The sequence below is a fragment of the Stenotrophomonas sp. NA06056 genome (assembly GCF_013364355.1).
GTDB lineage: Bacteria > Pseudomonadota > Gammaproteobacteria > Xanthomonadales > Xanthomonadaceae > Stenotrophomonas.
The window spans coordinates 2,929,018-2,955,940 of record NZ_CP054931.1; the positions used below are offsets into that span (position 1 = coordinate 2,929,018).

General features: G+C 66.8%; 22 protein-coding genes. 9 read left to right on the forward strand and 13 right to left on the reverse strand.

Translation table 11 applies throughout. The features are described 5' to 3' along the window. Position 1: 1 nt before the first annotated feature. The 7 genes from HUT07_RS13150 to creB all read right to left on the reverse strand — a co-directional run bounded on the left by HUT07_RS13150 (position 2) and on the right by creB (position 7,841). Entirely contained in the window at positions 2-487 is a 486-nt protein-coding gene (locus tag HUT07_RS13150; RefSeq protein WP_025879333.1) for a Fur family transcriptional regulator, read from the reverse strand. A 34-nt stretch (positions 488-521) separates the two neighbouring features. After that, the gene (gltX, locus tag HUT07_RS13155; protein ID WP_176021302.1) at positions 522-1,925 is read right to left on the reverse strand and encodes a glutamate--tRNA ligase; all 1,404 of its coding nucleotides are present in this window, start codon (positions 1,923-1,925) and stop codon (positions 522-524) included. Positions 1,926-2,077: 152 nt separating this feature from the next. After that, positions 2,078-3,670 (reverse strand): M28 family metallopeptidase, encoded by a 1,593-nt coding sequence (locus HUT07_RS13160; protein ID WP_176021303.1) that lies wholly within the window; start codon positions 3,668-3,670, stop codon positions 2,078-2,080. 165 nt (positions 3,671-3,835) lie between these two features. Beyond that, positions 3,836-4,246 carry a hypothetical protein gene (locus HUT07_RS13165; RefSeq protein WP_176021304.1) on the reverse strand — a complete coding sequence of 137 codons (411 nt, stop codon included), beginning with the start codon at positions 4,244-4,246 and terminating at the stop codon, positions 3,836-3,838. A 10-nt stretch (positions 4,247-4,256) separates the two neighbouring features. Then, positions 4,257-5,570, reverse strand: coding sequence for a cell envelope integrity protein CreD (creD, locus tag HUT07_RS13170; protein WP_176021305.1), 1,314 nt, complete (start codon positions 5,568-5,570; stop codon positions 4,257-4,259). Between the two features lie 81 nt (positions 5,571-5,651). Beyond that, complete coding sequence (creC, locus tag HUT07_RS13175) at positions 5,652-7,112, reverse strand: two-component system sensor histidine kinase CreC (RefSeq protein WP_176021306.1); 1,461 nt, start codon at positions 7,110-7,112, stop codon at positions 5,652-5,654. A gap of 3 nt (positions 7,113-7,115) precedes the next feature. Continuing rightward, positions 7,116-7,841 carry a two-component system response regulator CreB gene (gene creB / locus HUT07_RS13180; RefSeq protein ID WP_176021307.1) on the reverse strand — a complete coding sequence of 242 codons (726 nt, stop codon included), beginning with the start codon at positions 7,839-7,841 and terminating at the stop codon, positions 7,116-7,118. A 35-nt stretch (positions 7,842-7,876) separates the two neighbouring features. On the opposite strand from creB, the gene rlmJ reads away from it, so the two are divergent. The 5 genes from rlmJ to HUT07_RS13205 all read left to right on the forward strand — a co-directional run bounded on the left by rlmJ (position 7,877) and on the right by HUT07_RS13205 (position 14,377). Continuing rightward, the gene (rlmJ, locus tag HUT07_RS13185) at positions 7,877-8,734 is read left to right on the forward strand and encodes a 23S rRNA (adenine(2030)-N(6))-methyltransferase RlmJ (RefSeq protein WP_176021308.1); all 858 of its coding nucleotides are present in this window, start codon (positions 7,877-7,879) and stop codon (positions 8,732-8,734) included. Positions 8,735-8,829: 95 nt separating this feature from the next. Next, positions 8,830-9,375, forward strand: coding sequence for a GNAT family N-acetyltransferase (locus tag HUT07_RS13190; protein WP_025879325.1), 546 nt, complete (start codon positions 8,830-8,832; stop codon positions 9,373-9,375). A 149-nt stretch (positions 9,376-9,524) separates the two neighbouring features. Further along, positions 9,525-12,989 (forward strand): transcription-repair coupling factor, encoded by a 3,465-nt coding sequence (gene mfd, locus HUT07_RS13195; protein ID WP_176021309.1) that lies wholly within the window; start codon positions 9,525-9,527, stop codon positions 12,987-12,989. A gap of 82 nt (positions 12,990-13,071) precedes the next feature. Beyond that, a complete protein-coding gene (locus HUT07_RS13200; RefSeq protein WP_176021310.1) occupies positions 13,072-13,587 on the forward strand; it encodes a hypothetical protein in 516 nt (171 codons plus the stop codon). 184 nt (positions 13,588-13,771) lie between these two features. Then, positions 13,772-14,377, forward strand: coding sequence for an HD domain-containing phosphohydrolase (locus HUT07_RS13205; protein WP_176021311.1), 606 nt, complete (start codon positions 13,772-13,774; stop codon positions 14,375-14,377). A gap of 33 nt (positions 14,378-14,410) precedes the next feature. Here the strand turns inward: HUT07_RS13205 and HUT07_RS13210 are convergent, their stop codons facing one another. The 3 genes from HUT07_RS13210 to gpmA form a co-directional block, all read right to left on the reverse strand. After that, positions 14,411-14,833, reverse strand: coding sequence for a hypothetical protein (locus HUT07_RS13210; RefSeq protein WP_176021312.1), 423 nt, complete (start codon positions 14,831-14,833; stop codon positions 14,411-14,413). A gap of 228 nt (positions 14,834-15,061) precedes the next feature. Next, positions 15,062-17,152 (reverse strand): M13 family metallopeptidase, encoded by a 2,091-nt coding sequence (locus HUT07_RS13215; protein ID WP_176021313.1) that lies wholly within the window; start codon positions 17,150-17,152, stop codon positions 15,062-15,064. A gap of 157 nt (positions 17,153-17,309) precedes the next feature. Then, complete coding sequence (gene gpmA / locus HUT07_RS13220) at positions 17,310-18,059, reverse strand: 2,3-diphosphoglycerate-dependent phosphoglycerate mutase (protein WP_089239721.1); 750 nt, start codon at positions 18,057-18,059, stop codon at positions 17,310-17,312. Positions 18,060-18,153: 94 nt separating this feature from the next. Here gpmA and nfi point away from each other — a divergent pair, with 94 nt between their 5' ends. Beyond that, positions 18,154-18,837: a deoxyribonuclease V gene (nfi, locus tag HUT07_RS13225; RefSeq protein ID WP_176021314.1), complete on the forward strand. Its 684-nt coding sequence runs from the start codon at positions 18,154-18,156 to the stop codon at positions 18,835-18,837. 17 nt (positions 18,838-18,854) lie between these two features. Here the strand turns inward: nfi and HUT07_RS13230 are convergent, their stop codons facing one another. Together HUT07_RS13230 and HUT07_RS13235 are read right to left on the reverse strand one after the other, a co-directional pair. After that, entirely contained in the window at positions 18,855-19,829 is a 975-nt protein-coding gene (locus HUT07_RS13230; protein WP_176021315.1) for a cation diffusion facilitator family transporter, read from the reverse strand. 174 nt (positions 19,830-20,003) lie between these two features. Next, positions 20,004-22,250 (reverse strand): TonB-dependent siderophore receptor, encoded by a 2,247-nt coding sequence (locus HUT07_RS13235; protein WP_176021316.1) that lies wholly within the window; start codon positions 22,248-22,250, stop codon positions 20,004-20,006. Positions 22,251-22,538: 288 nt separating this feature from the next. On the opposite strand from HUT07_RS13235, the gene HUT07_RS13240 reads away from it, so the two are divergent. Beyond that, entirely contained in the window at positions 22,539-23,954 is a 1,416-nt protein-coding gene (locus HUT07_RS13240; RefSeq protein WP_176021317.1) for a GGDEF domain-containing protein, read from the forward strand. Between the two features lie 38 nt (positions 23,955-23,992). Here the strand turns inward: HUT07_RS13240 and HUT07_RS13245 are convergent, their stop codons facing one another. After that, positions 23,993-25,177 carry an MFS transporter gene (locus tag HUT07_RS13245; protein WP_176021318.1) on the reverse strand — a complete coding sequence of 395 codons (1,185 nt, stop codon included), beginning with the start codon at positions 25,175-25,177 and terminating at the stop codon, positions 23,993-23,995. Between the two features lie 76 nt (positions 25,178-25,253). Here HUT07_RS13245 and HUT07_RS13250 point away from each other — a divergent pair, with 76 nt between their 5' ends. Together HUT07_RS13250 and HUT07_RS13255 are read left to right on the forward strand one after the other, a co-directional pair. Beyond that, positions 25,254-25,688: a helix-turn-helix domain-containing protein gene (locus HUT07_RS13250; protein WP_176021319.1), complete on the forward strand. Its 435-nt coding sequence runs from the start codon at positions 25,254-25,256 to the stop codon at positions 25,686-25,688. An 86-nt stretch (positions 25,689-25,774) separates the two neighbouring features. Next, positions 25,775-26,899 carry a metallophosphoesterase gene (locus tag HUT07_RS13255; protein ID WP_176021320.1) on the forward strand — a complete coding sequence of 375 codons (1,125 nt, stop codon included), beginning with the start codon at positions 25,775-25,777 and terminating at the stop codon, positions 26,897-26,899. The last annotated feature ends 24 nt before the right edge of the window (positions 26,900-26,923 follow it).

Below are 26,923 nucleotides of genomic sequence, written 5' to 3' on the forward strand. Positions count from 1 at the left end.
GTCAGCCGGCGCAGCGGGCGCAGAGCCCGTGCACTTCCAGCGTCTGTGCCTGCGGCTGGAAGCCGAGTTCCTTGGCGCGCTTTTCAAGCTGGGTCACGATCTCGCGGTCTTCCAGTTCCACCGCGCTGTGGCAGCTGTTGCAGATCAGGAACGGCACCGAATGGGCTGCACTGCTGGGGTGGTGGCAGGCCACGAAGGCATTGACCGACTCCAGCTTGTGCACGAAGCCATTGGCCATCAGGAAATCCAGCGCACGGTACACGGTGGGCGGGGCGTCAGCGCCCACACCCTTGCCGTTGCGCACCCACTCCAGCAGCTCGTAGGCCTTGACCGGCTTGCCGGCCTCGGCGATCAGCTTGAGTACGTTGGCGCGGATCGGGGTCAGGCGCAGCCCGCGCTCACGCGAGACACGCTCGACCACCGCCACGAAATCCGAAGCGTCGTGGACATGGTGGTGCGGGGCCGTACAGGCGGTTTTGGCGGACATGCGCGTTCTCCAGTTCGGGCGTAGGCCGGTAGGCTCAGGCCGTTGCTACCTTGGTGATGGCCACATCGATGCGTTTCAAGGCCTGCTCGCGGCCGGCCAGGTACACGGTATGGGAAATGTCAGGACTGACCTGGGTGCCGGTGATGGCCACGCGCAGCGGCTGGGCGACCTTGCCCATGCCCATTTCCAGCGCTGCGGCAGCATCGTGCAGGGCCACGCCCACGGCTTCGGCGGTCCACTCCGGCAGGGCCGCCAGCAGCTCGCGGGCCTTGCCCAGCGGCAGTTCCGCACCGGCCTTGAAGTGCTTGGCCACGGCCGCTTCATCGTATTCGTTCAGCGGCTGGTACCAGACCACGGCCTTCTCGGCCATTTCCTTCAGGGTCTGCACGCGTTCGCGCAGGGCGATCACCACGTCCACCGGCGCCGGGCCAGCGGCCACGTCCAGGCCCAGCTTCTGCAGCTGGTAGACCAGGTGCGGCGCGATCGCGGCCGGTTCCTCGGTCTTCAGGAAGTGCTGGTTGACCCAGCCCAGCTTGGCCATGTCCAAGCGCGAGGCCTTGGAATTGCAGTCCTTCACATCGAACAGGTCGATCAGTTCCTGGCGGCTGAACAGTTCCTGGTCGCCGTGCGACCAGCCCAGCCGGGCCAGGTAGCTCAGCAGCGCGTCGGGCAGATAGCCAGCGTCCTTGTACTGCATCACATCGGCCGCGCCGGTGCGCTTGGACAGCTTGGCGCCCTGCTCGTCCAGGATCATCGGCATGTGGCCGAACTTCGGCACCGGCGCGCCGATGCCTTCGTACAGGTTGATCTGGCGCGGGGTGTTGTTGATGTGGTCGTCACCACGGATGACCTCGGAGATCTTCATGTCCCAGTCGTCCACCACCACCGCGAAGTTGTAGGTGGGGTAGCCGTCCGGGCGGAAGATGACCATGTCATCCAGCTCGCTGTTTGCGATCTCGATGCGGCCCTTGATCAGGTCATCGAACACCACCGTGCCTTCAAGCGGGTTCTTGAAGCGGATGACGCGGTTCGGGTCGTCCTTGCGCGGCAGGCCCAGCTCGCGCGCAGCGCCGTTGTAGCGCGGCTTCTCCTGCTTGGCCATGGCGGCCTCGCGCATGGCGTCCAGCTCTTCGCGGGTTTCGTAGGCGTAGTACGCCTTGCCGTCGGCCACCAGCTGCTCGGCCACTTCCAGATAGCGGGCCACGCGGTCGGTCTGGTAGATCGGGCCTTCGTCGTAGTCCAGGCCCAGCCACTCCATCGCCTCCAGGATCGCGTCGATCGCGCCCTGGGTGCTGCGCTCGCGGTCGGTGTCCTCGATGCGCAGCACGAACTCGCCGCCACGATGGCGGGCCTCCAGCCAGCAGTACAGCGCGGTGCGGGCGCCACCGATATGCAGGTAGCCGGTGGGACTGGGGGCGAAGCGGGTGCGGCAGGTCATGGAGGACTCGAGGAACGGGTATCCCCCGATTTTACCAGCCCTCCGCCCCCTGCGGAAAAAGGGGCGGAGGGGATCAAGTCGCTATTGCCAAGCTCGTGGAAGGCGCACGGGCGACGGAGGGGAGAAACGACTTGATCCCCTCCGTCCCCTTTTCAGGGCTCGGGCTTGCGCGGGAACGGCTGCTCGCGCATGGCGGCGTGGTAGGCGAAGGAGGCGACGATGGCGGCGGCCTGCTTCAGGTCTTCCGGTTCGGCATGGTCCCAGGTGTCCAGGTGGCTGTGGTGGACGTTGCTGAAATAGTCCAGTTTGTCCTGGATGAACTGGAAGCCCGGCAGGCCGATGCGGTCGAAGCTGATGTGGTCGGTGCTGCCGGTGTTGCGGGTGGCCACCGTGGTTGCGCCCACGTCATGGAACGGGGCGAGCCACGCTTCGAAGATCGGCATGGCCGCCAGGTTTTCCTGTGCATAGATGCCACGGAAGCGGCCCGAGCCGTTGTCCATGTTGAAGTAGACCTGGAACTTGCCGTAGTCGCGGGTCTTCTGCAGTGCACCGGTCGGCTCGCGCAGCGAGGCCGGCAGCGCCTTCTGCGCTGGGTCGGTGGGTTCCGGGAAACGACCAAAGTGCTTGGCCACATAGGCCTGCGAGCCGATCAGCCCCTGCTCCTCGCCGCTCCACAGCGCCACCCGGATGGTGCGCTTGGGCTTGGCGCCAGTAGCCTTGAGGATGCGCATCGCCTCCATCATCACCGCCACGCCGGCCGCATTGTCGGCCGCACCGGTACCGCTGTGCCAGGAATCCAGGTGCGCGCCGATCATCACCACCTCGTCGGGCCTGCTGCTGCCACGGATCTCGGCCAGCGTGTTGTAACCGGGCTGGTCGGCCTCGTCGGTGAAACGGGCGGCCACATCCACGCGCAGGCGCACGGTCTGCTTGGCCTCCAGCGCGCGCACCAGCGGATTGAAGTGCTCGGCGATCATCGCCAGTTCGGGGATGCCGACCGATTCGCCGGCCTTGCGCGAGCCGCCACCGGCCACGCGGATGATGCCGTTGTCCCAGCCGCTGATGCTGATCGCGGCCAGCGCGCCTTCTTCGACGAAGAACGCGTTGACCTTCGCCGCCAGCGCCTGCTTCTCCTGGTATTCCTTGACCCGCTTGGCACGGTCGGCGGCCGCGTCCTTGTCCTTGGGCAGGGTGAACTCCTGCAGGCCTTCCAGCGAGGTGGCGTCGTGCCGGTGCGAATCGGCGTCGGTGCCACGCTTGTACTCGCGGGCCTCGCCCAGCAGCAGGATCCTGCCGCGCAGCTTGCCGCGGTACTTCTCGATGTCTTCCGGCTTCTTGATCTCGACCTGCACCAGCTCGCCTTCGACCGGGCCCTTCGTACCGGGGGTCCAGGCCTTGGGCAGCGCATGCAGCGGCTGCACGCGATCACCCAGCATCTCCACGCTGGCCGAGGTGAATTCCCAGCCTCGGCCGAATTCGTCGAAGGCTTCGTCATGGACATTGTCCAGCTTCCATTCGCTGAACTTGCCACGGGTCCAGGCATTGGCGCGACCCATCGCCGGCGAATTGGTCAGGCGCGGCCCGATGCGTTCGGTGAGGTAGCTGAAGGTGTCCATCACCTGCGATTTGTGGAACGCCTGCTGGCGGATCTTGCCGACCATGTCCAGGTCCACCGGCTCGCGCTGCTGCGCCACCGCATTGCCACCCATCGCCAGCGCTACGGCCAGCACGCCCCACTTCAGCACATCGCACCCCTGCCCTTCGGCTCGATCATCAACCGGTCGAGTCTAGCCAGCCGGGGCGCGTGGCCCCCGTCCCATCGGTCATGGGCAGGGCAGAGGCGTGCGAACCAAGGTTCGCACCCACCAGAGGTCCAGTAGATCCACGCCATGCGTGGATGACCCCCACCCTCAACCCTTCCACCCCAGCCACAACTGCGCGCGCTCGGGCAACAACAACAGCCAGTGCCGCTGGTCGATGCTGCTGCAGCCGAACACCGCAGCATGCTCCGGCCAGTCCGACGGCAGTCCGTCGATGCCGATCTCCGACAATGCTGCCGCCCCGGCCTTCCATGGCCGGTAACGCGGCACCCTGCCTGCAAGTGCACCGCGTCCTTGCCGCGCCTCCCGCAACCAGTCCAGCCCACGCCGCTGCAATCCCTCGCAGGTGACGGCGGCCAACTGGAAGCGGACCAGGCCGGGCGCGATCCGTGCCCCCGGCAAGGCCGCCAGTACCCCATGGGCCTGCAACAGCGCATCCACTTCCAGCAGGGCGGGAATGCCCTGCCGTGCCCGTTGCTGCAATCCTTGGCGCCAACCCATGGCGTGCTCCTTACTTCTGCTCGGCCAGGGCGTACCAGTCGACCCGGCGGGTCACCCACATCGCCAGTGCCAGGATCACGAACAGCAGCAGCGACCCCATCAGCAGTGCGTTGTTTTCCGACACCAGCAGCCCATACAGCGCGCCATACAGCACAGTCAGCATCGCGGCAAAGCCCAGGCCCCGCTTCCAATGACCCAGCACGTTGGCCAGATACACCGCCTGCAGGCTGATGCAGGCCAGGGCGGAGACCAGGTAGGCCTGCCAGAAGGCGATGTGCTCGGACAGGCTGATCAGCAGCAGGAAGAAGATCGCCAGCGCCAGGCCGACCATCAGGTACTGCAGCGGGTGGATACGCAGCGACTTGATCAGTTCGAACAGGATGAAACCAACAAACGTCAGCACCACGAACAGCACGCCGTACTTGGATGCGCGGTCGGCCTGGGTATAGGTATCGACCGGGTCCACCAGCGAGACCTGCACCGCCTGCGCATCCAGATCATCGCCCTCGTGCAGTCGCTGCTGCGCGTCCGATGCCAGCGAGGACACGGCCCAACGTGCATCGAAGCCCTGTGCATCAACACGCCGCTCGTTCGGCAGGAACGCACCGGCAAACGACGGGTGCGGCCAGCTGGAACGCAGCGCGATCTGATTGTCATCACCCACCGGCACCACCGACAGGGAGCGGCTGCCATCGAGCTGCAGCTCCAGCTCCACGCTGCTGGCCGCCAGGGTGCCGCCGGTGGTGGCGATGCCGGTGATCGGTGCATGCAGCCCACGCCCCAATGCGGATGCGCCGGCCACGCCCGGCAGCAGCTTGACCTGCTGCCCATCAACCCGCAGGTTCGGTGTACCGACCAGGCCGCGCGCATCGGACACGCCCAGCGCGATGTAGGCTTTGCCATAGGTCGTGCCATCGTGCTCCGGGTAGTCATCCTCGCTGAAGGTCGCCTTGAGCTGGCCATTCCAGCTGTACACGGGCACCTTGAACAGGCCGACCGAGCGCTGGCTCGGCAGCAGTTCGCCACTGACCTGCAGGGTGGCCGGCGGCTGCAGCCAGTAACCCTGCGTGGTCTGCAGCTCGGTCTTCTTGTTGCCCTGCGCATCGACCACCTCCACCAGCTCGCGCTTGGACCAGGGCACCACGCGCACCGGCCCGACCACGCGCTGGGTGCCGGCACGGCTTTCGGCCACCCGCGAATAGGCCTCTTCGCGATAGGCGCTGCGCTCGGTGATGACGCCGCGGATCAGGAACAGCGGGATCAGCAGCAGCAGGATCAGGCCGCCGACAATGGCGAACCGCAGCAGCATCTTCAGGGATTTCATCGTCCGTCCTCGTTGGAGAGGACTGCAGGATGGACCGCTGCGGTGAGCAGGGTTTGTGGCGAATTTGAAGCGAGTGTGAAGTCAGCGCCGCTGCCGTTGACCCGGCATCGCCAGCGGCAGCCACAGGCTGGCCACGGTGCCACCTTCTTCGCGCGGCTGCAGGCTGGCGCGGCCGTCATGCAGGCGCGCCACTTCCTGCACGAAGGGCAGGCCGAGGCCGGAACTGCGGCGGCCGGTGCCGGGTCGGGCCAGCGAATAGAAGCGCTCGAACACGCGCTCGCGTGCGTAATCGGGAACGCCCGCGCCCCGGTCGGCAACCTGCAGGCGTACACCCTGCCCATCCACCTGTGCGTCCAACTGCACCTGTGCGCCGGGATGTGAGAACGCAACGGCGTTGTCGATCAGGTTGTGCAGCGCTTGCCGCAGCAGATACCCATCGCCCTGCACGCGCAGATCAGGCACCTCGTCGATAAGCAGCTCGACACCTGCGGCCTGCGCGCGAACCTGCGCCGCCGCCGCGACTTCCTTCAGCAGTGTGGGCAAGGCGATCGGATCACGGGTCTGCAACCAACCGTGCTGCTCGACCTCGGCCAGCGCCAGCAGCTTGTCGATGGTTTCGGTCAGCCGTTCCTGCTGGTCGACGATGCTGCGTGCGAAATGCGCACGGTCGGCATCGGCCATCGGCTCCTGCAGCAGTTCGGCTGCACCGCGGATCGCCGCCAACGGGCTTTTCATCTCATGGGTCAGCGATTGCACGTACTGCTCGACGTACGCCTTGCCTTCCAGCTTGCGCCGCATGGTCTCCAGTGCCTGGCCAAGCTCGCCGATCTCATCGTTGCGCCGCTTCGGTGGCGGCACCGGTTCGCCGGCGCTGACCGCCCGTGCATAGCGGCTGAGCTGGCCCAGGCCATTGGTCAGCCACATGGTCACCAGTACGCCCACCAGTGCCGACAGGCCGATCAGCCACGCGCCACGTTCGATGATGGCGCGCTGGCTGGCGGCAATGAACGGATCGATGCTGCGGTTGGGCTGGGCCAGGCTGAGCACGCCGATCAGGGTGTTGCCATCGACCGGGTCGTATACCGGCGCGGCCACGTGCATCACCGTATTGCTGTCATCGCCCGGCGTTTCCGGGCTGGAGCGCGCACCGTACTCGCCACGCAGAGTGCGATAGACATCGTTCCAGCGCGAATTGTCGCGACCCACGTCGCGACCCAGCGAGTCGTAGATCACGATGCCCTTGGCATCGGTGATCGTCACCCGGTAGTCCAATGCACGCTTGGGGAAGCGCCAGACCATCGCCTTCAGGTCGCGCTGCCGGGCCTTGGCCAGGTTGCGGGTGAAGCTGCCATTGCGGATGGTGCCGGCCTTGACGTCGGCCGCGGCCATCTCGGCCAGCACGTTGGCCGCATCCACCAGCGTCGACTCCATCGCCTGGCGCACGCCGGGCTTCACTTCATTGACGAACACGCGCATCACGAAGAACGCGGCGATGCCCACGATCAGGAAGAAGCCCAGGAACAGTTTCAGGACCAGACGCACGCGTCAGACCTCCAGGGCGTAGCCGAGGCCGCGATGGGTGCGGATCGGTTCACCGCTGGCGCCAGCCGCACGCAGCTTGGCGCGCAGCGTTTTGACGTGGGTGTCGACGGTGCGGTCAGCGCTGTCGGCGGCGCTGTCCCAGCCACGGTCCATCAACTGGGCGCGGCTGAGGATCGCGCCGGGGCGCTGCAGCAGCGCCTCCAGCACGGCATATTCATAGCGGGTCAGGTCCAGCGCACTTCCCTGGAAGCGGATGCGGCGGCCTTCGCGGTCGATGGCGAAGGCACCGTGCTCCTGCCAGCCGCTCTCGGCACCCGGGGCGGTCGGAGCGGGTGTGGCACGCCGCAGACGGGCGCGCACCCGCGCCACCAGCTCGCGTGGCGAGAACGGCTTGGCCATGTAGTCGTCGGCCCCCAGCTCCAGGCCCAGCACGCGGTCGAGCTCGTCGTTGCGCGCGGTCAGGAAGATCACCGGCACCTGCGCCACCGGCCCCGGCAGGGCCCGCAGCCGGCGGCAGACCTCGAAACCACTGAGGTCCGGCAGGCCCACGTCCAGTACCACCAGGTCGATATCGCCGGCCTGCAGCTGCTGCAGGGCCAGCCCGCCCAGCAGGCAATGGCTGGCCGCATAGCCCTCGCTGCGCAGCGCATAGAGCACGGTTTCGGCGATGGCAGCTTCGTCTTCGACCACCAGGACATGGGTAACAGGCGCTGTCATGGCGCGCAGCATAGCCGCTGCGGCCCTTGCCCCGTACACTGCCGCCCATGAACTATCGCCACGCCTTCCACGCCGGCAACCATGCCGATGTCCTCAAGCACATCGTGCAGCTGGCCCTGATCGACAGCTTCAAGCGCAAGGACAGCCCGTTCTTCGTGCTCGACACCCACGGCGGCGCCGGCCGTTACCTGCTGGCCAGCGAAGAAAGCCGCAAGACCCTGGAAGCCGAATCCGGGGTCATGCGGCTGATGGCCCAGCCCAAGCTGCCGGAGGTGGTCGAGCGCTACCTGAAGGCCGTGCAGGCCGACAATCCGGTGGGCGCGATGATCAGCTACCCGGGCTCGCCGCTGCTCAGCGCGCAGGCCATGCGCCCGCAGGACCGCATGGCGGTGTGCGAGTTGCAGGCGGACGAAGCCGCTTCGCTGAAGACCCTGTTCGCCCATGACAGCCGCGTCGGCGTACACCCCGGTGACGGCTACGCGCTGCTGCGCTCATTGCTGCCGCCCAAGGCCAACGGCGCCAAGATCGGTCGCGGCCTGGTCCTGATCGATCCGCCCTACGAGGCCCAGGACGCCGAGTACCAGGCGATCCTGGCAGCGCTGGCCGAGACCCTGGCACGCTGGCCGCAGGCGACCTGTGCGGTCTGGTTCCCGATCAAGCAGCGCCGCACCATCCTGCATTTCCTGCGCAAGGCCGCCGCATTGCCGGTGAAGTCGGCCGTGACCATCGAGTTCCTGGTGCGCCCGGACGACTCGCCGCTGCGCCTCAACGGCAGTGGCATGCTGGTGCTCAATGCGCCCTGGCAGTTCGACCGCGTGGTCGGCCCGGCGCTGCCGGCGCTGCGCCAGCACCTGGGCGAACCCGGTGCCAGCACCCGCCTGGACTGGCTGAAGACGGCCGAATAGGCGCCTTCACGAGGCTGTACGACCGTGAGCCTTTCGTTCACGGAATGCAGCCCCGGTGATGACACAATCGATGGACCACCAAGGAATCACCCGGTATGGCCACTCGCAACCGCATGCCGCCCTGGCATGAGATCTTCAAGGCTCCCAGCGGCCACGAGCTGCTGATCCGCCCCATCCGCCCGGAAGATGGCGCGCCGCTGCAGGCCGCCTTCAGCCTGTTCGGGCCGGAAGAAATCCGCGACCGTTTCCTGCAGTCGGTAACCGAACTGTCGCCGGAAACCACCCAGCGCCTGACCCACCCCAACCCGAAGACCGAGATCACCCTGGTCGCCGCCGAGTCGCTGCCGGCCGGTGAGGCCGTGGTCGGCGCGGTGGCCCGTGCCTCGATCATTCCCGGCACCCGTGAAGCCGAGTACGCAATCCTGATCAGCCGGTTCCTGATCGGCCAGGGCCTGGGCCGCCAGCTGATGCGCAAGCTGGTGAAATGGGGCCGTGGCAAGTATCTGGACCGCCTGTATGGCGATGTCGCCGCCGAGAACGAGCCGATGAAGCAGCTGGCCGCCTCGCTGGGCTTCAAGCCGGTACCGCACCCGAACGGGGCCGAAGGCCTGGTGCGGATGGTGCTGGAACTGGACAACTGACGGCAGCGCCGGGCCCTGCCCGGCACGCATTGCGGTAGTGCCGGCCGCTGGCCGGCTCCACCGATACCCCGCAGCATCATGAGGCTGCCGGCCAGCGGCCGGCACTACCCAGCGGGCTTCGATCGGGCTTCTGCTAAAATCTGCGGTTCATGTCGCGTACTCCCTACCCCGCCCCGCCGCTGCCCCGTGCCGGCCAGCTCCGCGCCTGGTGGCGCGCCCCCGCATCGCCCACTGCCCTGGCCTGGTACCTGGCCCAGGCAGCGCGCACGCATGACGCCCCGGTCCTGGTGGTGGCCCGTGACAACCACGGTGCCAACCAGCTCGAAGCGGACCTGCATACCCTGCTGGGGGGCGACCCGAGCCTGCCGGTGGTGGCGTTCCCGGACTGGGAAACGCTGCCCTACGACCGCTTCAGCCCGCACCCGGACATCATTTCGCAGCGCCTGTCGGCCCTGCACCGCCTGCCCACGCTGAAGCGGGGCCTGGTGATCGTGCCGGTGCAGACCCTGCTGCAGCAGCTTGCCCCCCGCAGCTACGTCATCGGCGGCAGCTTCAATCTGGAAGTTGGCCAGCGCCTGGACCTGGAAGCGGAGAAGCGTCGCCTCGAAAGCGCCGGTTACCGCAACGTGCCGCAGGTGATGGACCCGGGTGACTTCGCCGTGCGTGGCGGCCTGCTTGACGTCTACCCGATGGGAGCCGACGAGCCGCTGCGGGTGGAGTTGCTGGACGAGGACATCGATTCGATCCGCGCCTTCGATCCGGAAAGCCAGCGCTCGCTGGACAAGGTCGAGTCGGTGCACATGCTGCCGGGCCGCGAAGTACCGATGGACGATGCCAGCATCGCCCGGGTGCTGGCCACCCTGCGCGAGCGCTTCGATGTCGACACCCGCCGCAGTTCGCTGTACCAGGACCTGAAATCGGGCCTGGCGCCGGCCGGCATCGAGTACTACCTGCCGCTGTTCTTCGAGCGCACCGCCACCCTGTTCGACTACCTGCCTGCCGGCAGCCTGCCGGTGGTCTGTGTCGGCGCCGCTGAAGCAGCAGAGACCTTCTGGACGCAGACCGGCGAGCGCTACGAGCAACGCCGCCACGATGTTGAACGGCCGCTGCTGCCACCGTCGGCGCTGTACCTGTCTCCGGACCTGCTGCGGGAGCGCCTGAACGACGCCCCGCGCATCGAAGTCTGGGCTGCCGATCACGCCCGCATCGCCGACGCGCATGCGCTCGGCGACCAGCCGTTGCCGCCACTGCCGGTGGCCGCGCGCGAAGCGCCGGCCGCTGATGCACTGAAATCCTTCCTCGGCCATTACCCTGGCCGCGTGCTGATTGCCGCCGATTCACCCGGCCGTCGTGAGGCCCTGCTGGAAGTGCTGCAGGCTGCCGAGCTGAAGCCGCCGGTGGTGGCCGATCTGCTGTCCTTCCTGGCCAGCGACGAACGCTTCGCCATTGCCGTGGCACCGCTGGAAGACGGCTTCGCATTGGATGCGCCGCACATCGCGGTGCTGACCGAACGCCAGCTGTTCCCCGAGCGCGCCGGCAGCACCCGGCGCACGCGCCGTGCCGGTCGCGAGCCGGAAGCGATCATCCGCGATCTGGGCGAGCTGACCGAAGGCGCGCCGATCGTGCACGAGGACCATGGCGTTGGCCGCTACCGGGGCCTGATCGCGATGGACGTGGGCGGCATGCCCGGCGAGTTCCTGGAAATCGAATACGCCAAGGGCGACCGCCTGTACGTGCCGGTCGCGCAGCTGCACCTGATCAGCCGCTATTCCGGCGCCTCGGCCGAGACCGCGCCGCTGCATTCGCTGGGCGGCGAGCAGTGGAGCAAGGCCAAGCGCAAGGCCGCCGAGAAGGTGCGCGATGTGGCCGCCGAACTGCTGGAGATCCAGGCCCGCCGCCAGGCCCGTGCCGGTCTGGCGTTGCACGTGGACCGCGCGATGTACGAGCCGTTCGCCGCCGGTTTCCCGTTCGAGGAAACCCCCGACCAGCTGGCCGCCATCGATGCCACCCTTCGTGACCTGGCCAGCAGCCAGCCGATGGACCGCGTGGTCTGTGGCGACGTCGGCTTCGGCAAGACCGAAGTGGCCGTGCGCGCCGCGTTCGCTGCCGCCAGCGCTGGCAAGCAGGTGGCGGTGCTGGTGCCGACCACGCTGCTGGCCGAGCAGCATTACCGCAATTTCCGCGACCGCTTCGCCGACTATCCGATGAAGGTCGAGGTGCTGTCGCGCTTCAAAAGCACCAAGGAGATCAAGGCCGAGCTGGAGAAGGTCGCCGCCGGCACCATCGACGTGATCGTCGGCACCCATCGCCTGCTGCAGCCGGACGTGAAGTTCAAGGACCTGGGCATGGTCATCGTCGACGAGGAGCAGCGCTTCGGCGTGCGCCAGAAAGAGGCACTGAAGGCGCTGCGTGCCAACGTGCACCTGCTGACCCTGACCGCTACGCCGATTCCGCGCACGCTGAACATGGCCATGGCTGGCCTGCGCGATCTGTCGATCATCGCCACCCCGCCACCGAACCGGCTGGCGGTGCAGACCTTCATCACCCAGTGGGACAACGCGTTGCTGCGCGAGGCCTTCCAGCGCGAGCTGGCACGCGGTGGCCAGCTGTACTTCCTGCACAACGACGTGGAAAGCATCGGCCGCATGCAGCGCGAGCTGTCCGAGCTGGTACCCGAAGCGCGCATCGGCATCGCCCATGGGCAGATGCCCGAGCGCGAGCTGGAAAAGGTGATGCTGGATTTCCAGAAGCAGCGCTTCAACGTGCTGCTGTCGACCACGATCATCGAATCGGGCATCGACATCCCCAACGCCAACACCATCATCATCAACCGCGCCGACCGCTTCGGCCTGGCCCAGCTGCACCAGCTGCGTGGCCGCGTCGGTCGTTCGCACCACCGCGCCTACGCCTACCTGGTGGTGCCCGACCGTCGTTCGATCACCCCGGATGCAGAGAAGCGCCTGGAGGCGATCGCCTCGATGGACGAACTGGGCGCCGGCTTCACCCTGGCCACCCACGATCTGGAGATCCGTGGTGCCGGTGAACTGCTGGGCGAAGACCAGAGCGGGCAGATGGCCGAAGTGGGCTTCAGCCTGTACACCGAACTGCTGGAACGTGCCGTGCGCAGCATCCGCCAAGGCAATCTGCCCGACCTGGATGCCGGCGACGAAGTACGCGGCGCCGAGGTCGAGCTGAATGTCCCGGCGTTGATTCCGGACGACTACCTGCCGGACGTGCACACCCGCCTGACGCTGTACAAGCGCATTTCCAGCGCGCGCGACAGCGAGGCGTTGCGCGAGCTGCAGGTGGAGATGATCGATCGTTTCGGCCTGCTGCCGGATGCGGCCAAGAACCTGTTCGCCATCGCCGAACTGAAGCTGCAGGCCAACACGCTGGGCATCCGCAAGCTGGACCTGGGCGAGAACGGTGGCCGCATCGTGTTCGAATCCAAACCGAACATCGATCCGATGGCGGTGATCCAGCTGGTCCAGAAACAACCGAACCTCTACGCCATGGACGGTCCGGACAAGCTGCGCGTCAAGCATCCGCTGCCGCTGCCCGAAGACCGTTTCAATGCCGCACGCGCGCTGCTGTTGACCCTGGCCCTGCGCTGATTGATCTCCAAGGTGCCGATCCGCCGCGGGCGGCAGACCGGCACCCTTTCCGTTTCCTGCGCCCGCGACAAGGAGTGTTGCCGTGAATCGTTTCGCCCCCCTTCTGCTGGCCACCAGCCTGGGCCTGCTGGCCGCCTGCCACAGCGGCATGAGCAACCGCGATTACCTGCTTGAGAATGTCGCCAGCTGGAACGGCACGGTCAGCATGGTCGAGCAATGGACCAACGGTCCGAACGGCGAGTCCTTCCATGCGTCGCTGCAGGACGGCAAGAGCATGCAGCAGCATCGCTTCGGCCTGAAGAACGCGCACAAGGAAATTGCCGACCGGCTGGTCTTCGTCCAACAGTTCACCCATGGCAAGGACGCCGATGCACTGCACCAGAACCTGCTCGATTCCCTGAAGAGCACCGAACAGATGTTCGCGGTGATGGAACAGCTGGCCGCGCTGCCCGATGGCTACAGCGAAGAACAGGTCACCCCGCTGCTGCAGACGCTGGACGAGGCCGTGACCAAGATGGACGAAGACATGCAGACCCTGAGCGATGCGCAGGACGCCTTCGCCAAAGCCCATCGCATCCACCTGCAGACCACCGGCTGAGCCAGGCCGCCCCGGTTGCCGACGCGGCCGGGGCGACGACACGCTGCACGACTGAACGCACGACCCCACGCAATACGGTCGATGCGTCCCGCGAAACACCGATGCGGGTACCCTATGCGCCGCCCCGGCCCGCTCTCGCGGGCCTTTCCGTTTCCTGCGCGCCTTCGCCGCGCCGCCAGTTCCGATGCCCCTGCCCAGACCTCCCGACCTCCTGCACGCGCAGGCCTGCCTGATCGACGCCCTGTCGATGTCGCTGCAGATGCGCGATGCCTATACCCGCCACCACTGCGACCGCGTGGGCCTTCTTGCACAGCACCTTGCCCTGCATTGCGACCTGGATGAGGAAGCCTGCGCGCAGGTCGGTCTGGCTGCGCGCTTCCACGATATCGGCAAGATCGGCATTCCCGATGACGTACTGCTGAGCCCGCGTCGGCACAGCGATGAAGAGCGCGCGATCATGCGCGAGCATCCAGTACGTGGCGAACACATCTTCCTGGCCACCGGCCGCAGCGATGCGGCACCCGTCGCTCGCCTGATCCGCGCGCACCATGAAGCGTTCGACGGCAGCGGTTATCCCGATGGCCTGCAGGGCGAGAACATTCCGCTGGGCGCTCGCATCGTCACCATTGTCGATGCCTACGATGCGATGACCAGTGCACGCCCCTATCGCGCGGCGATGGAGCATGAAACGGTGCTGCAGATTCTTGATGAGCAGGCCGGTGGTCTGGTCGATCCCTACGTGCTGCAGCGCTTTCACGGCATGCTCAAGCACGAGCCTGCGCTGCTCTGAGGTGCACTGCCCGGAGATTGCCGTCGGACTTCCCTAGGGGCGCTTGCCGCGGGCGCGCGACCTCAACGGAATGCCCGCCATCGCACTGAAGGCAATCCCGCCCAGCAATCCAAAGAAGCCGCCCACCGGGAAGCAGAAGATGAGCCCCCAACCAAGGTCCATCAGCAGAATATCCAGGTAGCCCTCTTCCGGCGGCCAGGCGGCCCGCAGCATCAGCATGATGCCGCCGATCAACGTAGCGCCGACGCAGACCGATACCCAGCCCAGCCGTCGACGCCAGCGAAGCAAGCCGATCCAGAGGCCACAGGCCAGCACCGCCAGCGTGATCGACACCACGATCTCGGGCAGCACGGCGCGAAGAAGGCCGAGGTAGTACGGGGTCCTGCCAAGGGTCAGCGCGAACACGATCAGCACCACCACCAGGCCCACCCAGGGCACGATCGCGCCAATGGTCATGCCCAGCCATAGGGGCCGACGGTGCCCGCACGCCGGCATCGGTGCGACCACGGCAGCAGGTGATGTGTTGCTGGATTGGTATGGATTGATGCTCATGGCCGTCCCTGGGCCCTGTGCAGGGCGTGCGCATCCTAGCGCATTCATTGCGGTCGATGCCGTTGCAGGCAGGCGGAAACAGGAAGGCCCGGCGTTCGCCGGGCCTTCTGCATTACGGCCACATGCGATCGCTTACCAGATCACCACGCGCTTGTCGTCGGCGCGCACCATCGCATCACCGGCCTTGCACTGGAACGCCGCGGCATACGACGGCATGTTCGACGGCGCACCGTTGGCACGGAAGTTGGCCGGTGCGTGCGGATCGGTGTTCAAGCGCACGCGCAGCTCACCGTCGGTGAAGTTGCGACGCCACACGGTGGCCCAGTTCATGAAGAAGCGCTGATCCTGGCTGTGACCGTCAACCTCAACGTTCGCCTTCGGGTTTTCCTTCAGCGCCATCTGCAGTGCGTCGTATGCCACGGTCAGCCCACCCAGATCACCGATGTTCTCACCCAGGGTCAGCTTGCCCTTCACGAACACGCCCGGCACCGACTCGTAGCCGTCGAACTGCGCCACCAGCTGGTCGGTGCGTTCGGTGAAGGCCTTGCGGTCGCTGTCGGTCCACCAGTTGTCAAAGTTGCCGTTGGCAGCGAACTGGCTGCCCGAGTCGTCGTAACCGTGCATCATCTCGTGGCCGATGACCGCACCGATGCCGCCGTAGTTCAGCGCCGGATCGGCCTTGGCGTCGAAGAACGGCGCCTGCAGGATGGCGGCCGGGAACACGATCTCGTTCTTGGTGGCGTTGTAGTAGGCGTTGACAGTCTGCGGGGTCATGCCCCACTCGGTCTTGTCCACCGGCTTGCCGACCTTGTCCAGCATGTAGCGGTAGTTGAACGCACGCGCGGCCTGCATGTTGCCCAGGTAGCTGTCGCCGTTGGTCTGCAGGCCCGTCCACTCGCGCCACTTGTCCGGATAACCGATCTTCGGGGTGAAGCTGGCCCACTTTTCCAGGGCCTTCTTCTTGGTCTCTTCGCCCATCCACGGCAGCTGCTCCAGGCGGGCCTTCAGCGCCACCGACAGGTTCTCCACCAGGTGCTGCATGGCCACCTTGGATTCGGCCGGGAACACGGCGTCGACATACAGCTGGCCGAGGGCTTCACCCATGCCGCCGTTGACCGACTCCAGCACGCGCTTCCAGCGCGGCTGCATTTCCTGCTGGCCGCGCAGGGTCTTGCCATAGAACTCGAAATTGGCCTTCTCGAACTGGCTGCTCAGGTACGGCGAGGCATCGTCGATGGTGTGGAAGCGCAGGTAGGACTGCCAGGTGGCGGCCGGCACGTCGGCCAGCATCTTGTCCATTTCGCTGAAGAAGCCCGGCTGGGCCAGCGAGAACTTCTGCGCGGCCGGCACCTTCAGGGTGTCGAACAGCGCGGTCCAGCTGAAGTTCGGGGTCAGCTTGTCCGCGTCGGCGGCGCTGAGCGGGTTGTAGCGCTTGGCCGGGTCACGCATCTCGATGCGCGACATCGAGGCCTTGGCCAGGCGGGTCTCGAACGCCATCACCGCCTTGGCCTGTTCGGCAGCCTGCGCGGCGTCAACGCCGGACAGGGTCAGCACCTGCGCGATATAGGCAACGTAGGCGTCGCGGATCTTGGCCTGCGACTCGTCGAAGTAATAGCCCTTCTCCGGCAGGCCGAGGCCGCCCTGGCCGACGTAGGCGATGACGTTGGCCGAATCCTTGTAGTCGGCGTTGGCAAACAGCGAGAACAGCGCGCCCTGACCCTGCGCCTGGCTGTCGCGCAGGTACTGGGTGATGGCGGCCGTATCGTTCAGCGCGGTGATCTTGTCCAGCGTCGGCTGCAGCGGCGCCAGGCCGGCGGCCTCGATCTTCGCTTCGTCGTTGCCGGTCTTCCAGATGTCGCCGATCTTGGCTTCCACCGAGCCGGCCTTGGCCTGGCTGGCGGCAGCCTGCTGCACCAGCGCGTGCTGCACTTCCAGCGAGCGCTCGCGCAGGATCTCGAAGCTGCCCCAGGTGGTCTGGTCGCCCGGCACCGGGTTGGCCTTCAGCCACTTGCTGTTGACGAAGCCGTTGAGGTCGGCGCATGCGGCGATGGACGGATCCAGGTCGGCGCTGTTGAGCGAGATCAGCGCGGTCTTGATCTGCGACTGGTCGAACGCCGGCTTGGCAGCGTCGGCAGCGGGCGCGGTCTCGTTCTTGCCACAGGCGGCGAGCGAGGCGGCGATGGCGATGGTCAGGCCCAGCGGGACAAGATTGCGGACATTCATGGCGTGTCTCCAACGGCGAATCGTCCAGCGTAGCCGCTGCGGCGATGGTGGGGACCGGCCAAAGGTCACAGGGGGAACGTCCGTGATCGCAATCGGGTAGGTGCGGACCGTTGGTCCGCACACACCCAGCAGAGGAATACCCACCGACGGTGGGTATCTACTTCGCCTTGCCCTGGTTGGCGACAGCTTCAGCGGCCTTGCGTGCCGCCTCCGGGTCACCCAGGTAGCGGAATGACTTCACGGTGAGGTCGTCGTTCAACTCGAACAGCAACGGAATACCGGTCGGGATGTTCAGCTCGAGGATTTCCTCGCGCGAGACGTTGTTGAGGTACTTGTACAGCGCGCGCAGCGAGTTGCCGTGGGCGGTGACCAGCACGGTCTTGCCGTCCTTCAGCTGCGGCGCGATGGCGTCGTGCCAGTACGGCAGCACGCGGTCCAGGGTGGTGGCCAGCGATTCGGTGCCCGGCAGTGCATTGCGGTCCAGGCCGGCGTAGCGACGGTCATGGATCGGGTGGCCCGGATCTTCCAGGTCCATCGCCGGCGGCGGGATGTCGTACGAACGGCGCCACACCTTGACCTGGTCTTCGCCGTGCTTGGCGGCGGTCTCGGCTTTGTCCAGGCCCTGCAGGCCACCGTAGTGGCGCTCGTTGAGGCGCCAGGACTTGCTGACCGGCAGCCAGTCCTGATCAAGCTCGGCCAGCGCACCCTGCAGGGTGTGGATGGCGCGCTTGAGCACGGAGGTGTGGGCGACATCGAACTGCAGGCCTTCCTCGCGCATCAGACGGCCGGCGGCAGCCGCTTCCCGGCGCCCCTGCTCGGTCAGGTCGACGTCGACCCAGCCGGTGAAGCGGTTGTCCAGGTTCCACTGGCTCTGGCCATGGCGCAACAGTACGAGTTTACGGGTCACTGCAGGGTCTCCAACGCGAGGAAAGGCAGGCGACCATTGTAGCCCCGGCGCCCGCTCACCGCGCCGTGGCTGTGGGGATGCCATCCTGTGGCCGATGAATACCGTGATCGACCCCGGGCGCTGGCAAGGCAGCGTCAGCGCCGCGCGCGAGCAGCAGAAGCAGCTGGCCACCCGCGTGCAGCGCCAGGACCGTCTACCCACCAGCGTGCGCTGGCTGGCCGGGCTGGATGTCGGCTTCGAGGAAGACGGCGCGATCACCCGCGCGGCAGCCGTACTGCTCGACGCCCAGAGCCTGCAGCCGGTGGCGCAGGAAATCGCCCGCATCCCCACCGTGATGCCCTATATCCCCGGCCTGCTCAGCTTCCGCGAACTGCCGGCGCTGCTGGCGGCATTGGCGCTGCTGCCGCGAACGCCGGACCTGGTGTTCGTCGATGGCCACGGCATCAGCCATCCGCGCCGGCTGGGCATCGCCGCACACCTGGGCGTGGTGACCAACCTGCCGAGCATCGGCGTGGCCAAGTCGAAGCTGGTTGGCCGCTTCGTCGAGCCTGGTCCCGAGGCTGGCGCGCATACGCCGTTGATGGATGGCAGCGAGCAGCTCGGCTGGGTGCTGCGCAGCAAGCTGCGCTGCAAGCCGCTGTTCATCGCCGGCGGGCATCGGGTCAGTGCCGATACCGCGCTGGCCTGGGTGCAGCGCACGCTGCGCGGCTATCGCCTGCCCGAGCCGACCCGGCTCGCGGATCGGCTGGCCTCGCGGCGCGACGAGCAGAAGAAGTAGCGCAGAGCTGATACCGCTCAGCGATGCACGTGACCGCGATGACCCTGTGCATCGGTCGCTGCATGATCGTGCCCAGCGTGATCGTCGTCCTTCGCCGCCGACGGCTGGCCACAGGCTTCGCCACAGTGGTCGGCTTCGACCTGCAGGGTCACGTGCTCAATGCCGAAATCATCGTGCAGGCGATCACCGAGTTCACGTCGCAGGCGATCAGCGTCCTCGCCTTCGCGCATCACGATGTGTGCGGTCAGCGCCGGCGTGCTGGACGCCAGTGCCCATACGTGCAGGTCATGCACATCCAGCACCGCGTCGTGGTCCGACAGGCGCTCACGCACCTTGGCCACATCCATGCCCTTGGGCACGCCTTCCAGCAGGACATTGACCGCTTCGCGCATCAGCACGTACGTGCGTGGCAGCACCCACAGACCAATCAGCACGGCCAGGATCGGGTCGATCGGTTTCCAGCCGGTCCACTGGATCAGCAGCGCACCGGCAATCACCGCCACCGAGCCGAGCATGTCGGCCCACACTTCCAGGTAGGCCCCCTTCACGTTGAGGCTCTCGCCACTGCCGGCCTGCAGCAGGCGCATGGAAATCATGTTGATCACCAACCCGGCCGCAGCGATCACCAGCATGCCGGTGGAGGCGATCTCCTGGGGTTGGCGGAAGCGACCGATGGCTTCCCACAGGATGTAGCCGGCAACCACGAACAGCATCGCGCCGTTGATCATCGCGCCCAGGGCTTCAAGGCGTGCATAGCCGTAGGTGCGGCGCGCATCCGGCGGGCGCCGGCTCAGGCGCACGGCCACCAGCGCGATCATCAGCGCCAGGGTGTCGGTGGCCATGTGCGCGGCATCGGACAACAGCGCCAGGCTGTTGGTCCAGAACGCACCGACCACCTCCACCACGAGGAAGGTGGAGGTCAGGCCGAGCGCCCACCACAAGGGCTTCTCGTGGCGGATCTCGGATGGCAGGTGATCGTGGTCGTGACCCATGGCAACAGCTCCTTTGCGATGGAGGCAGGCTACGCCGGCGGGCGTTGGGAAACTATCACGGTGTTTATAACATTGCAGGCGTGCACGGCCGATGCCGCCGGGCATGTTCCGGCGCTACCGGTGTGACATTCCCGCCTGCGGTAGCGCCAGGCCATGCCTGGCGAACGCAGCGGATCAGAACCCGAAACGCAGGCTGGCCCAGTACGCGCGGCCGGGTTCGTTGTAGGTCGCCGCACCGGCATCGCTGCTGTTGGCCTCGCGGAACAGGCGCTTGTCGGCCAGATTGTTGACGCCGAAGCCCACGCTGACCGTGTCGGTCACCTTGTAACGCGCGCTCACGCCCCAGACGTTGTACGCGCCGCGGGTCTGCAGTGCGATCGACGCATCGCAGCTGCCGGTGCAGCGTGGGTCGTTGTTGATGTTGGCCGTGGCCGGCTCCTGCTTGCCGTAGAAGGTTCCGGTCAGCAGCAGCGACAGCTGCTCGGTGGCCTGCCAGTCCAGCATGGTGTTGACGGTGTACTTGGGAATCACCGACAGCGGCTGGCGCGTGGTCTTGTTCTCGTTCTCCACCATGTAGGTGAAGTTGTTGCTCCACTTCAAGCGACTGCCCTGCTCGCCCAGCAGCGGAATCACCAGGTTGCCTTCCAGGCCCTGCACGATCGCCTTCGGTGCGTTCTCCCAGCGGAAGATGCGGCCGCGGCCATCAGCGGTCAGGCCGATCTGGTCGTAGCCGGCCTGGATCTTGTCCTTGTAGTCGTTGTGGAAGTACGTCAGCGAGGCCTGCCAGCCGCTCTGCGGTGCCCATTCCACGCCCAGCTCCTTGTTCAGGCTGGTTTCCGCCTTCAGGTCAGCGTTGCCGCGCATGTAGCAACCAGCGCCCAGGCTCGGCAACGCATTCGGGCAGCCGTTGCCGCGGGTGTAATACAGATAATCCGGATTCGACTGGTACAGGTTCGGTGCCTTGAATGCACGGGCGATGCCGCCCTTCACGACCCAATCGCTGTTGAGACGGAACTGCGCATTGAAGCTCGGGCTGGTGTTGTTACCGAACTGGCTGTGGTGGTCGAAGCGCAGGCCGGGCGTCACGATCCAGCGCTCACCCAGGTAGATGTTGTCTTCCACGTAGACGGCGGTGGTCTGTGCATCGGCCTTGCCGCGTGCACGATCGGCCGACAGGCCCGGGAAGCCGCCACCGCTGCTGCTGGATTGACTCATGGAGTAAGGATCGGTCAACCGGCTGTCGAGGTATTCGAAGCCCAGCGTCCACACATTCCCGGCACCGCCAAGCGTGGTCGGGAAGCTCACTTCGCCGTCCAGCTGGTAGTTGCGCAGGCGCGAGGTCGACCAGTCAGCGCCATTGAAGCTGCCTTCCGGGCCACCAGCCAGGCCTTCGTTGATGCGCGAATTGTTGACCCCTTCCACTGCTGCCGTCAGCCGCGAGCTGACATCACCCCAGCGTCCGCGATGGGTGATCGCGCCGGTGCTGCGGTACATGCGGTTGGTCTCGGCCTGCTGCTCGGCCAGCGCGGCCAGGTCGACGCCGGTGGAGGTTCCGGTGGTGCTGACCGCACGGTCGCCGGCATAGATGTTGCCCTGGCGGCTGGTGCCGGCTTCGAACTCGACCACCTGGTTGGCGGTCACGTCCCAGCGCAGCAGCGCGTTGACATCACGGTTCTTGACACCCTCGCGGCCCGCCGGCGGCACCGCGTTGGCGGCGGTGGCGAAGGTGCGGTTGAGATCCAGCGAATCGGCATCGGTCTTGTTGAGGTTGCCGTACAGCCGGAACGACAGCGTGTCGCTCATCGGCCCGCTCAGCTGCAGGCCAACGCGCTCGCTGCCACCTTCGGCACTGTGCTCGGGTACCAGGCCGTACAGGTCAACCGCACCGGTCAGGTCGCCGGTCGGGCGCTTGGTGATGATGTTGACCACGCCGCCGGATGCACCCGAGCCATAGCGCGCCGCCGCCGGGCCGCGCAGCACTTCGATGCGCTCGATCATTTCCGCCGGCACCCAGTTGGTATCGCCGCGCGTATTGCGCTCGCCGCTGCGGCCCATACGCACTGCGTCGCGTGCGCCCACGCGCTTGCCGTCGATCAGGATCAGGGTATTTTCCGGGCCCATGCCGCGCAGATCGATCTGCCGGTTGTTGCCGTACTGGCCCGACGCGCTGTTGCCGGTCAGATTCACGCCGGGCATCGTGCGCAGCAGTTCGGCGATGTCGTTGACCGGCGGCCGCTTGGCGATGTCCTCAGCGGTGATGGTGGAAGTACCCAGCGCCTGCCGCGCGATCTGCGAGGCAGTGACATGCACGGTATCGATATCGGTGGCATCGGTTTCCGCATGTGCGGTGACCGCAGCCGCAGCCAGCAGCGCGGCCACGGCAAGCGCCAGCGGGCGCGGTGAATGAGTGTGTGCAGGCATGTTCTGGACCTTCTGGCAGGGCAGCGGAAGCCTCTGGCATAGGGCACGAGGCGGCGACGGGGGGAGGCGGAACGATCACTGCGGGATGCCCGCAGGTCACTTCCTGCCGTCATTTTTCCACAAATGCGAGTGATTCTCAAATGCGTCAACGCATTGCGGCGTCGGCTGGCATGTGCTTTGTCCGCGTTTTTCGCCCTGCATGGCGCTTAAACTGGCTGGCTAACCTGCCATCAACCGCCGACAGCTGCGGCCGATACCGTGGTCTGTTGTGCGCCGCTAGAGATCGACGTGGATACACCCCAACTGGACGAAGCCAGCCAACCGCTGGCCCAGGCCTGGCAGCAGTGCCTGCTGCAGGCCGGCCCCGCCGCCGCCGCATTGCTGCATGCCGTGGCCGCTGATGCACCGCCGACGCTGGCGCAGCGCTTCTACGAGGTGCTGCTGCAGGACACGCGGGCGCGCCGCTTCCTGTCGCATGAACAGGTCAAGCAGCGCCTGCAACCGGCGATGCAGCGTTGGCTGGCCCAACTGCTGACCACCGATGCGGATGGAGTCGCCGCCACGGTCGCCGCACAGCGGGTGATCGGCGATGTACATGCGCGGGTCGGCATTCCGGTTGACCTGGTGACACGCGGTGCGCGTGTGCTCAAGCACGAACTGTTCGTCCGCCTGCGCACCGACGCCACTGACAGCGACACCGCCTTCGCTGCCATCGATTGCCTCAGCGCGATCATGGACATCGCTATGGAAGGCATGACCCTGGCCTATACGCACGCCCGTGAGCGCTCGTCGCGCACCGATGCGGCGTACCGGTTGTTCTCGCTGGTGCAGAACGTCAGCACCGAGCGCGAGCGCCAGCGTGCCCTGCTGCTGGATTGGGAGAACAGCCTGCTGTACACCCTCGCTGGCCATGCGACAGGCGCCGACAACGCGAGCCTGGCGACCTCGGAGTTCGGCCTGTGGTTCACCCACAAGGGCATTCCCAGCTTCGGCGAAAGCAGCGAAACACAGCAGGTCGGGAAGCTGATGACACGCATCGACAGCAGCCTGCAGCGCGCCACGGATGAAGATCCGGCGCGGCGGCTGACGGCCCTGCCGATGATCCGGGAAGACCTCGCCACCATCCGCAACCTGATGACCCTGCTGTTCGAACGCATCGGCGAACTGGATGCGGGCAGCGATGCGTTGACCAATCTGCTCAACCGGCGCTTCCTGCCGACCGTGCTGCGCCGTGAGATCGAATTGTCCACGCGCAACCACACGCCATTCTCGCTGCTGCTGCTGGACCTGGATCATTTCAAGGCGATCAACGATGGCCACGGCCACGACGCCGGCGACCGCGCGCTGCAGCACGTGGCCGCTCTGCTCGGCCAGCAGACCCGCGGCAGCGACTACCTGTTCCGCTACGGCGGCGAAGAGTTCGTGGTGGTGCTGGTGGCGGCCAGCGAATCGCAGGCGGAGGTGATCGCCGAAAGCCTGCGCCGGCAGATCGCGCAATCGCCGATCACCTTGCCCAATGGACAGACGCTGGGGTTGACCGCGAGCATCGGCGTGGCCGGACACGATGGGCATCCCGATTACGAACGGCTGATGGCGCGCGCCGATGCGGCGATGTATGCGGCCAAGCGGCAAGGCCGCAACCGCGTGGTGGTGGCCGACGAAGCACTGCCCGAAGCACCAGGACGGTGCGCACTGCAACGTTGAGGCAGCAGCGCGCGCGATGGCGTTGAACCGCTTCGACGCTACGGGGCGGCGTCGCGCGGAATGCGCCACGTCGCCCACCACGCCAAGGCCAGCAGAGCGATGCCCGCTCCCAGCGCGCACACGGCCGGCCACCCGTAGCGCGCCTGCATCCAGGTGCCTGCGGCAGCGCCCATACCGCTGCCCACCGCATAGAACAGCATGTACAGCGCCACCAGGCGCCCATGCTGTTCGGCCGGTGCGCGCAGCAGCAGGGCCTGGTTGGACACATGCAACGCCTGCCCGCCCAGGTCCAGCACCACCACGCCCAGCAGCAACAGCGCCAGCGACTGCGGCAGGCCCAGCAGCGGCGCCCAGGCCACCAGCATCAACAGCAGCGCGCCCAGGCTCACCCGGTGGGCAAAACCACGATCCATCCAATGCCCGACCCTTGCTGCCAGCAGCGCGCCGATGATGCCCGCCAGGCCCAGCGCGCCGATGCCAGCGGTCGACCAGCTCAGGGGCGGCGCCGACAACGGCAGTGGCACCGCCGCCCAGAACACATTGAGACCGGCAAACAACAGCAGTGCCAATGGCCCACGTTCGCGCAGTGCCCGATCCTGCAGCAGCATCTGGACCATGGAGCGCAGCAGCTCGCGCCAGGCCGGCGGCATTGCAGGCACCGGCACGTGCGGCAGCCGCCGCCACAGCAGCAGCGCCAGCGCCGCCATCAGCAGTGCCGACAGCACGTACACCGCGCGCCATCCCGCCACGGCGGCGACCGCCCCGGACACCACGCGTGCCGACAGCAGGCCGATGAAGACGCCGCCCTGGACCATGCCAACCACCCGCCCGCGTTGCTCCGGTGCAGCGAGGTTGGCGGCGTACGCGATCAGCCCTTGGGTGAGCGCAGTACCGAGCAGCCCTGCCAGCAGCATGCCCGACAGCAGCCACGCGGTGCTGCGCGCGGCAGCCAGCCATAGCAGCGCCACCACCAGCGCCAGCAGTTGCGCGCGCAGCAGTCGGCGACGGTCGCCACGGTCGGCCAGCGGCAGCAACCCGAGCAGGGCCAGCACGCTGCCGGCCTGGGTGGCAGCCAGCAGTGCACCGGCCACCGCGGCATCCAGGGCGAAATCGTGGGCCAGGCGCTCCAGCAGCGGCTGCGCGAAGTAGACGTTGGCCACGCTGGCACCGGCAGCAATAGCGAGCAGGCCCAACAACGGGCGGGACAGCGAAGGCATCATCATCGTGGTTGCAATTTGAAACTACGTGCACGGTAGCGCCACTGGTTTTAAACTGCAACCACAATCGAGGACATTCCCCATGCACGCCAACAGCCCCTGCCCCGTGGCCCGCAGCGCCGATCTGCTTGGCGACCGCTGGGCGTTGCTGATCATCCGCGATGCCTTCGATGGGATCAGCCGCTTCGGCGATTTCCAGCGCAGCTTGGGCGCGGCGCGCAACATCCTCAGCGACCGCCTGCGGCGACTGGTCGAGGCGGGGCTGCTGGTGCAGCAGCCTGCCGCCGATGGCAGCGTGTACCAGGACTATGTATTGACCGCGGCCGGCCAGGACCTGTTCCCGTTGCTGGTCGCGCTGCGCCAATGGGGCGAACGGCATCGCTTTGCCGCTGGTGAGGCGCACTCGCAGCTGATCGAATCCAGCAGCCGCCGGCCGTTGCCCTACATGCAACCCCACGGACGCGACGGCCAGCCTCTGCATGCCGCCGATACCCGCGTGCGCAAGCTCAAGGAATGAGGCCGGGCCTGATCCGCCCGTTCACGCACACCCGCGGTGCCCTCCGGCGGTTAGCATCGAGCATCCCCTGCCGCTGAACGCCGCCGATGCCGAACTCCGCCCGCACCCTGTCGATCCTGCTGCCGCTGGTCCTGCTGCTGGCCGCACCACTGGCCTCGGCCCGCGACGTGGCAGCACCCGCAGAGCACGTGGACAGCGATGGTCCTTACGTATTCCGTGAAGGCGCGCAACTGAAGGCGCAATGGATCTGCCAGGACAAGGTTGAAACCCACACCGTGCAGGCCGGCACCGGGGGCACGGATGTTGCCGCGCACTGCGGCTACCCGCATGCGGTGCACGTACTGCCGCCGAACGTGCCATCGGTATCGGTGCTACCGGCCGTGCCACGCATCGTCGCGGTGTCCGACATCCACGGCCAGTACGCCCTGCTGGTCCGCCTGCTGCGCGCCAACCGGGTAATCGACGCGCAGGACCGCTGGGCGCTGGGCACCGACACGCTGGTGATCGCGGGCGACGTGTTCGATCGCGGCCCACAGGTGACCGAAGCGTTCTGGCTGCTGTACGGCCTGCAGCAGCAGGCGGCGGCCGCCGGTGGCGCGGTGCATTTCGTGCTCGGCAACCACGAGACCATGGTGCTCTATGACGACCTGCGTTACGTCAACCCGAAGTACCTGCGCAGCGCGCAACTGCTCGGCCGCAGCTATCCGCAGCTGTATGGTGCCGACTCGGTGATCGGCCAGTGGCTGCGCACGCGCCCGGTGCTGCTGCGGATCGGCGACACCCTGTTCCTGCACGGCGGCATCTCGCCCGATGCCGTGCAGATGGCATTGGACCCTGCCCACACCAACGCCGCCTACCAGGCCTCCCTGGGCATTCCCAAGGCCGAGGTGAAGGCAGACCCCGCCACCGCGCCGCTGTACGACGGCAAGACCAGCCCGATCTGGTACCGCGGCTACTTCGACGGACGCCTGGATACCGAGGGCGTGCAGGCCGTGCTCGACCGCCTTCAGCTCAAGCGCATCGTGGTCGGCCACACGTCCATGCCACATGTCAGCAGCTTCCACGACGGCCGCGTGATCGCCATCGACAGCAGCATCAAGAATGGTGAGAACGGCGAACTGCTGTTCATCGAGGACGGCAAGCTCAGTCGGGGCCTGCTGGACGGTTCGCGGGTGCCACTGGCCAAGGGCGAGACCGGGCTGCAGGACTGAACGAAGGGCCAGCGTCGGGCTGGC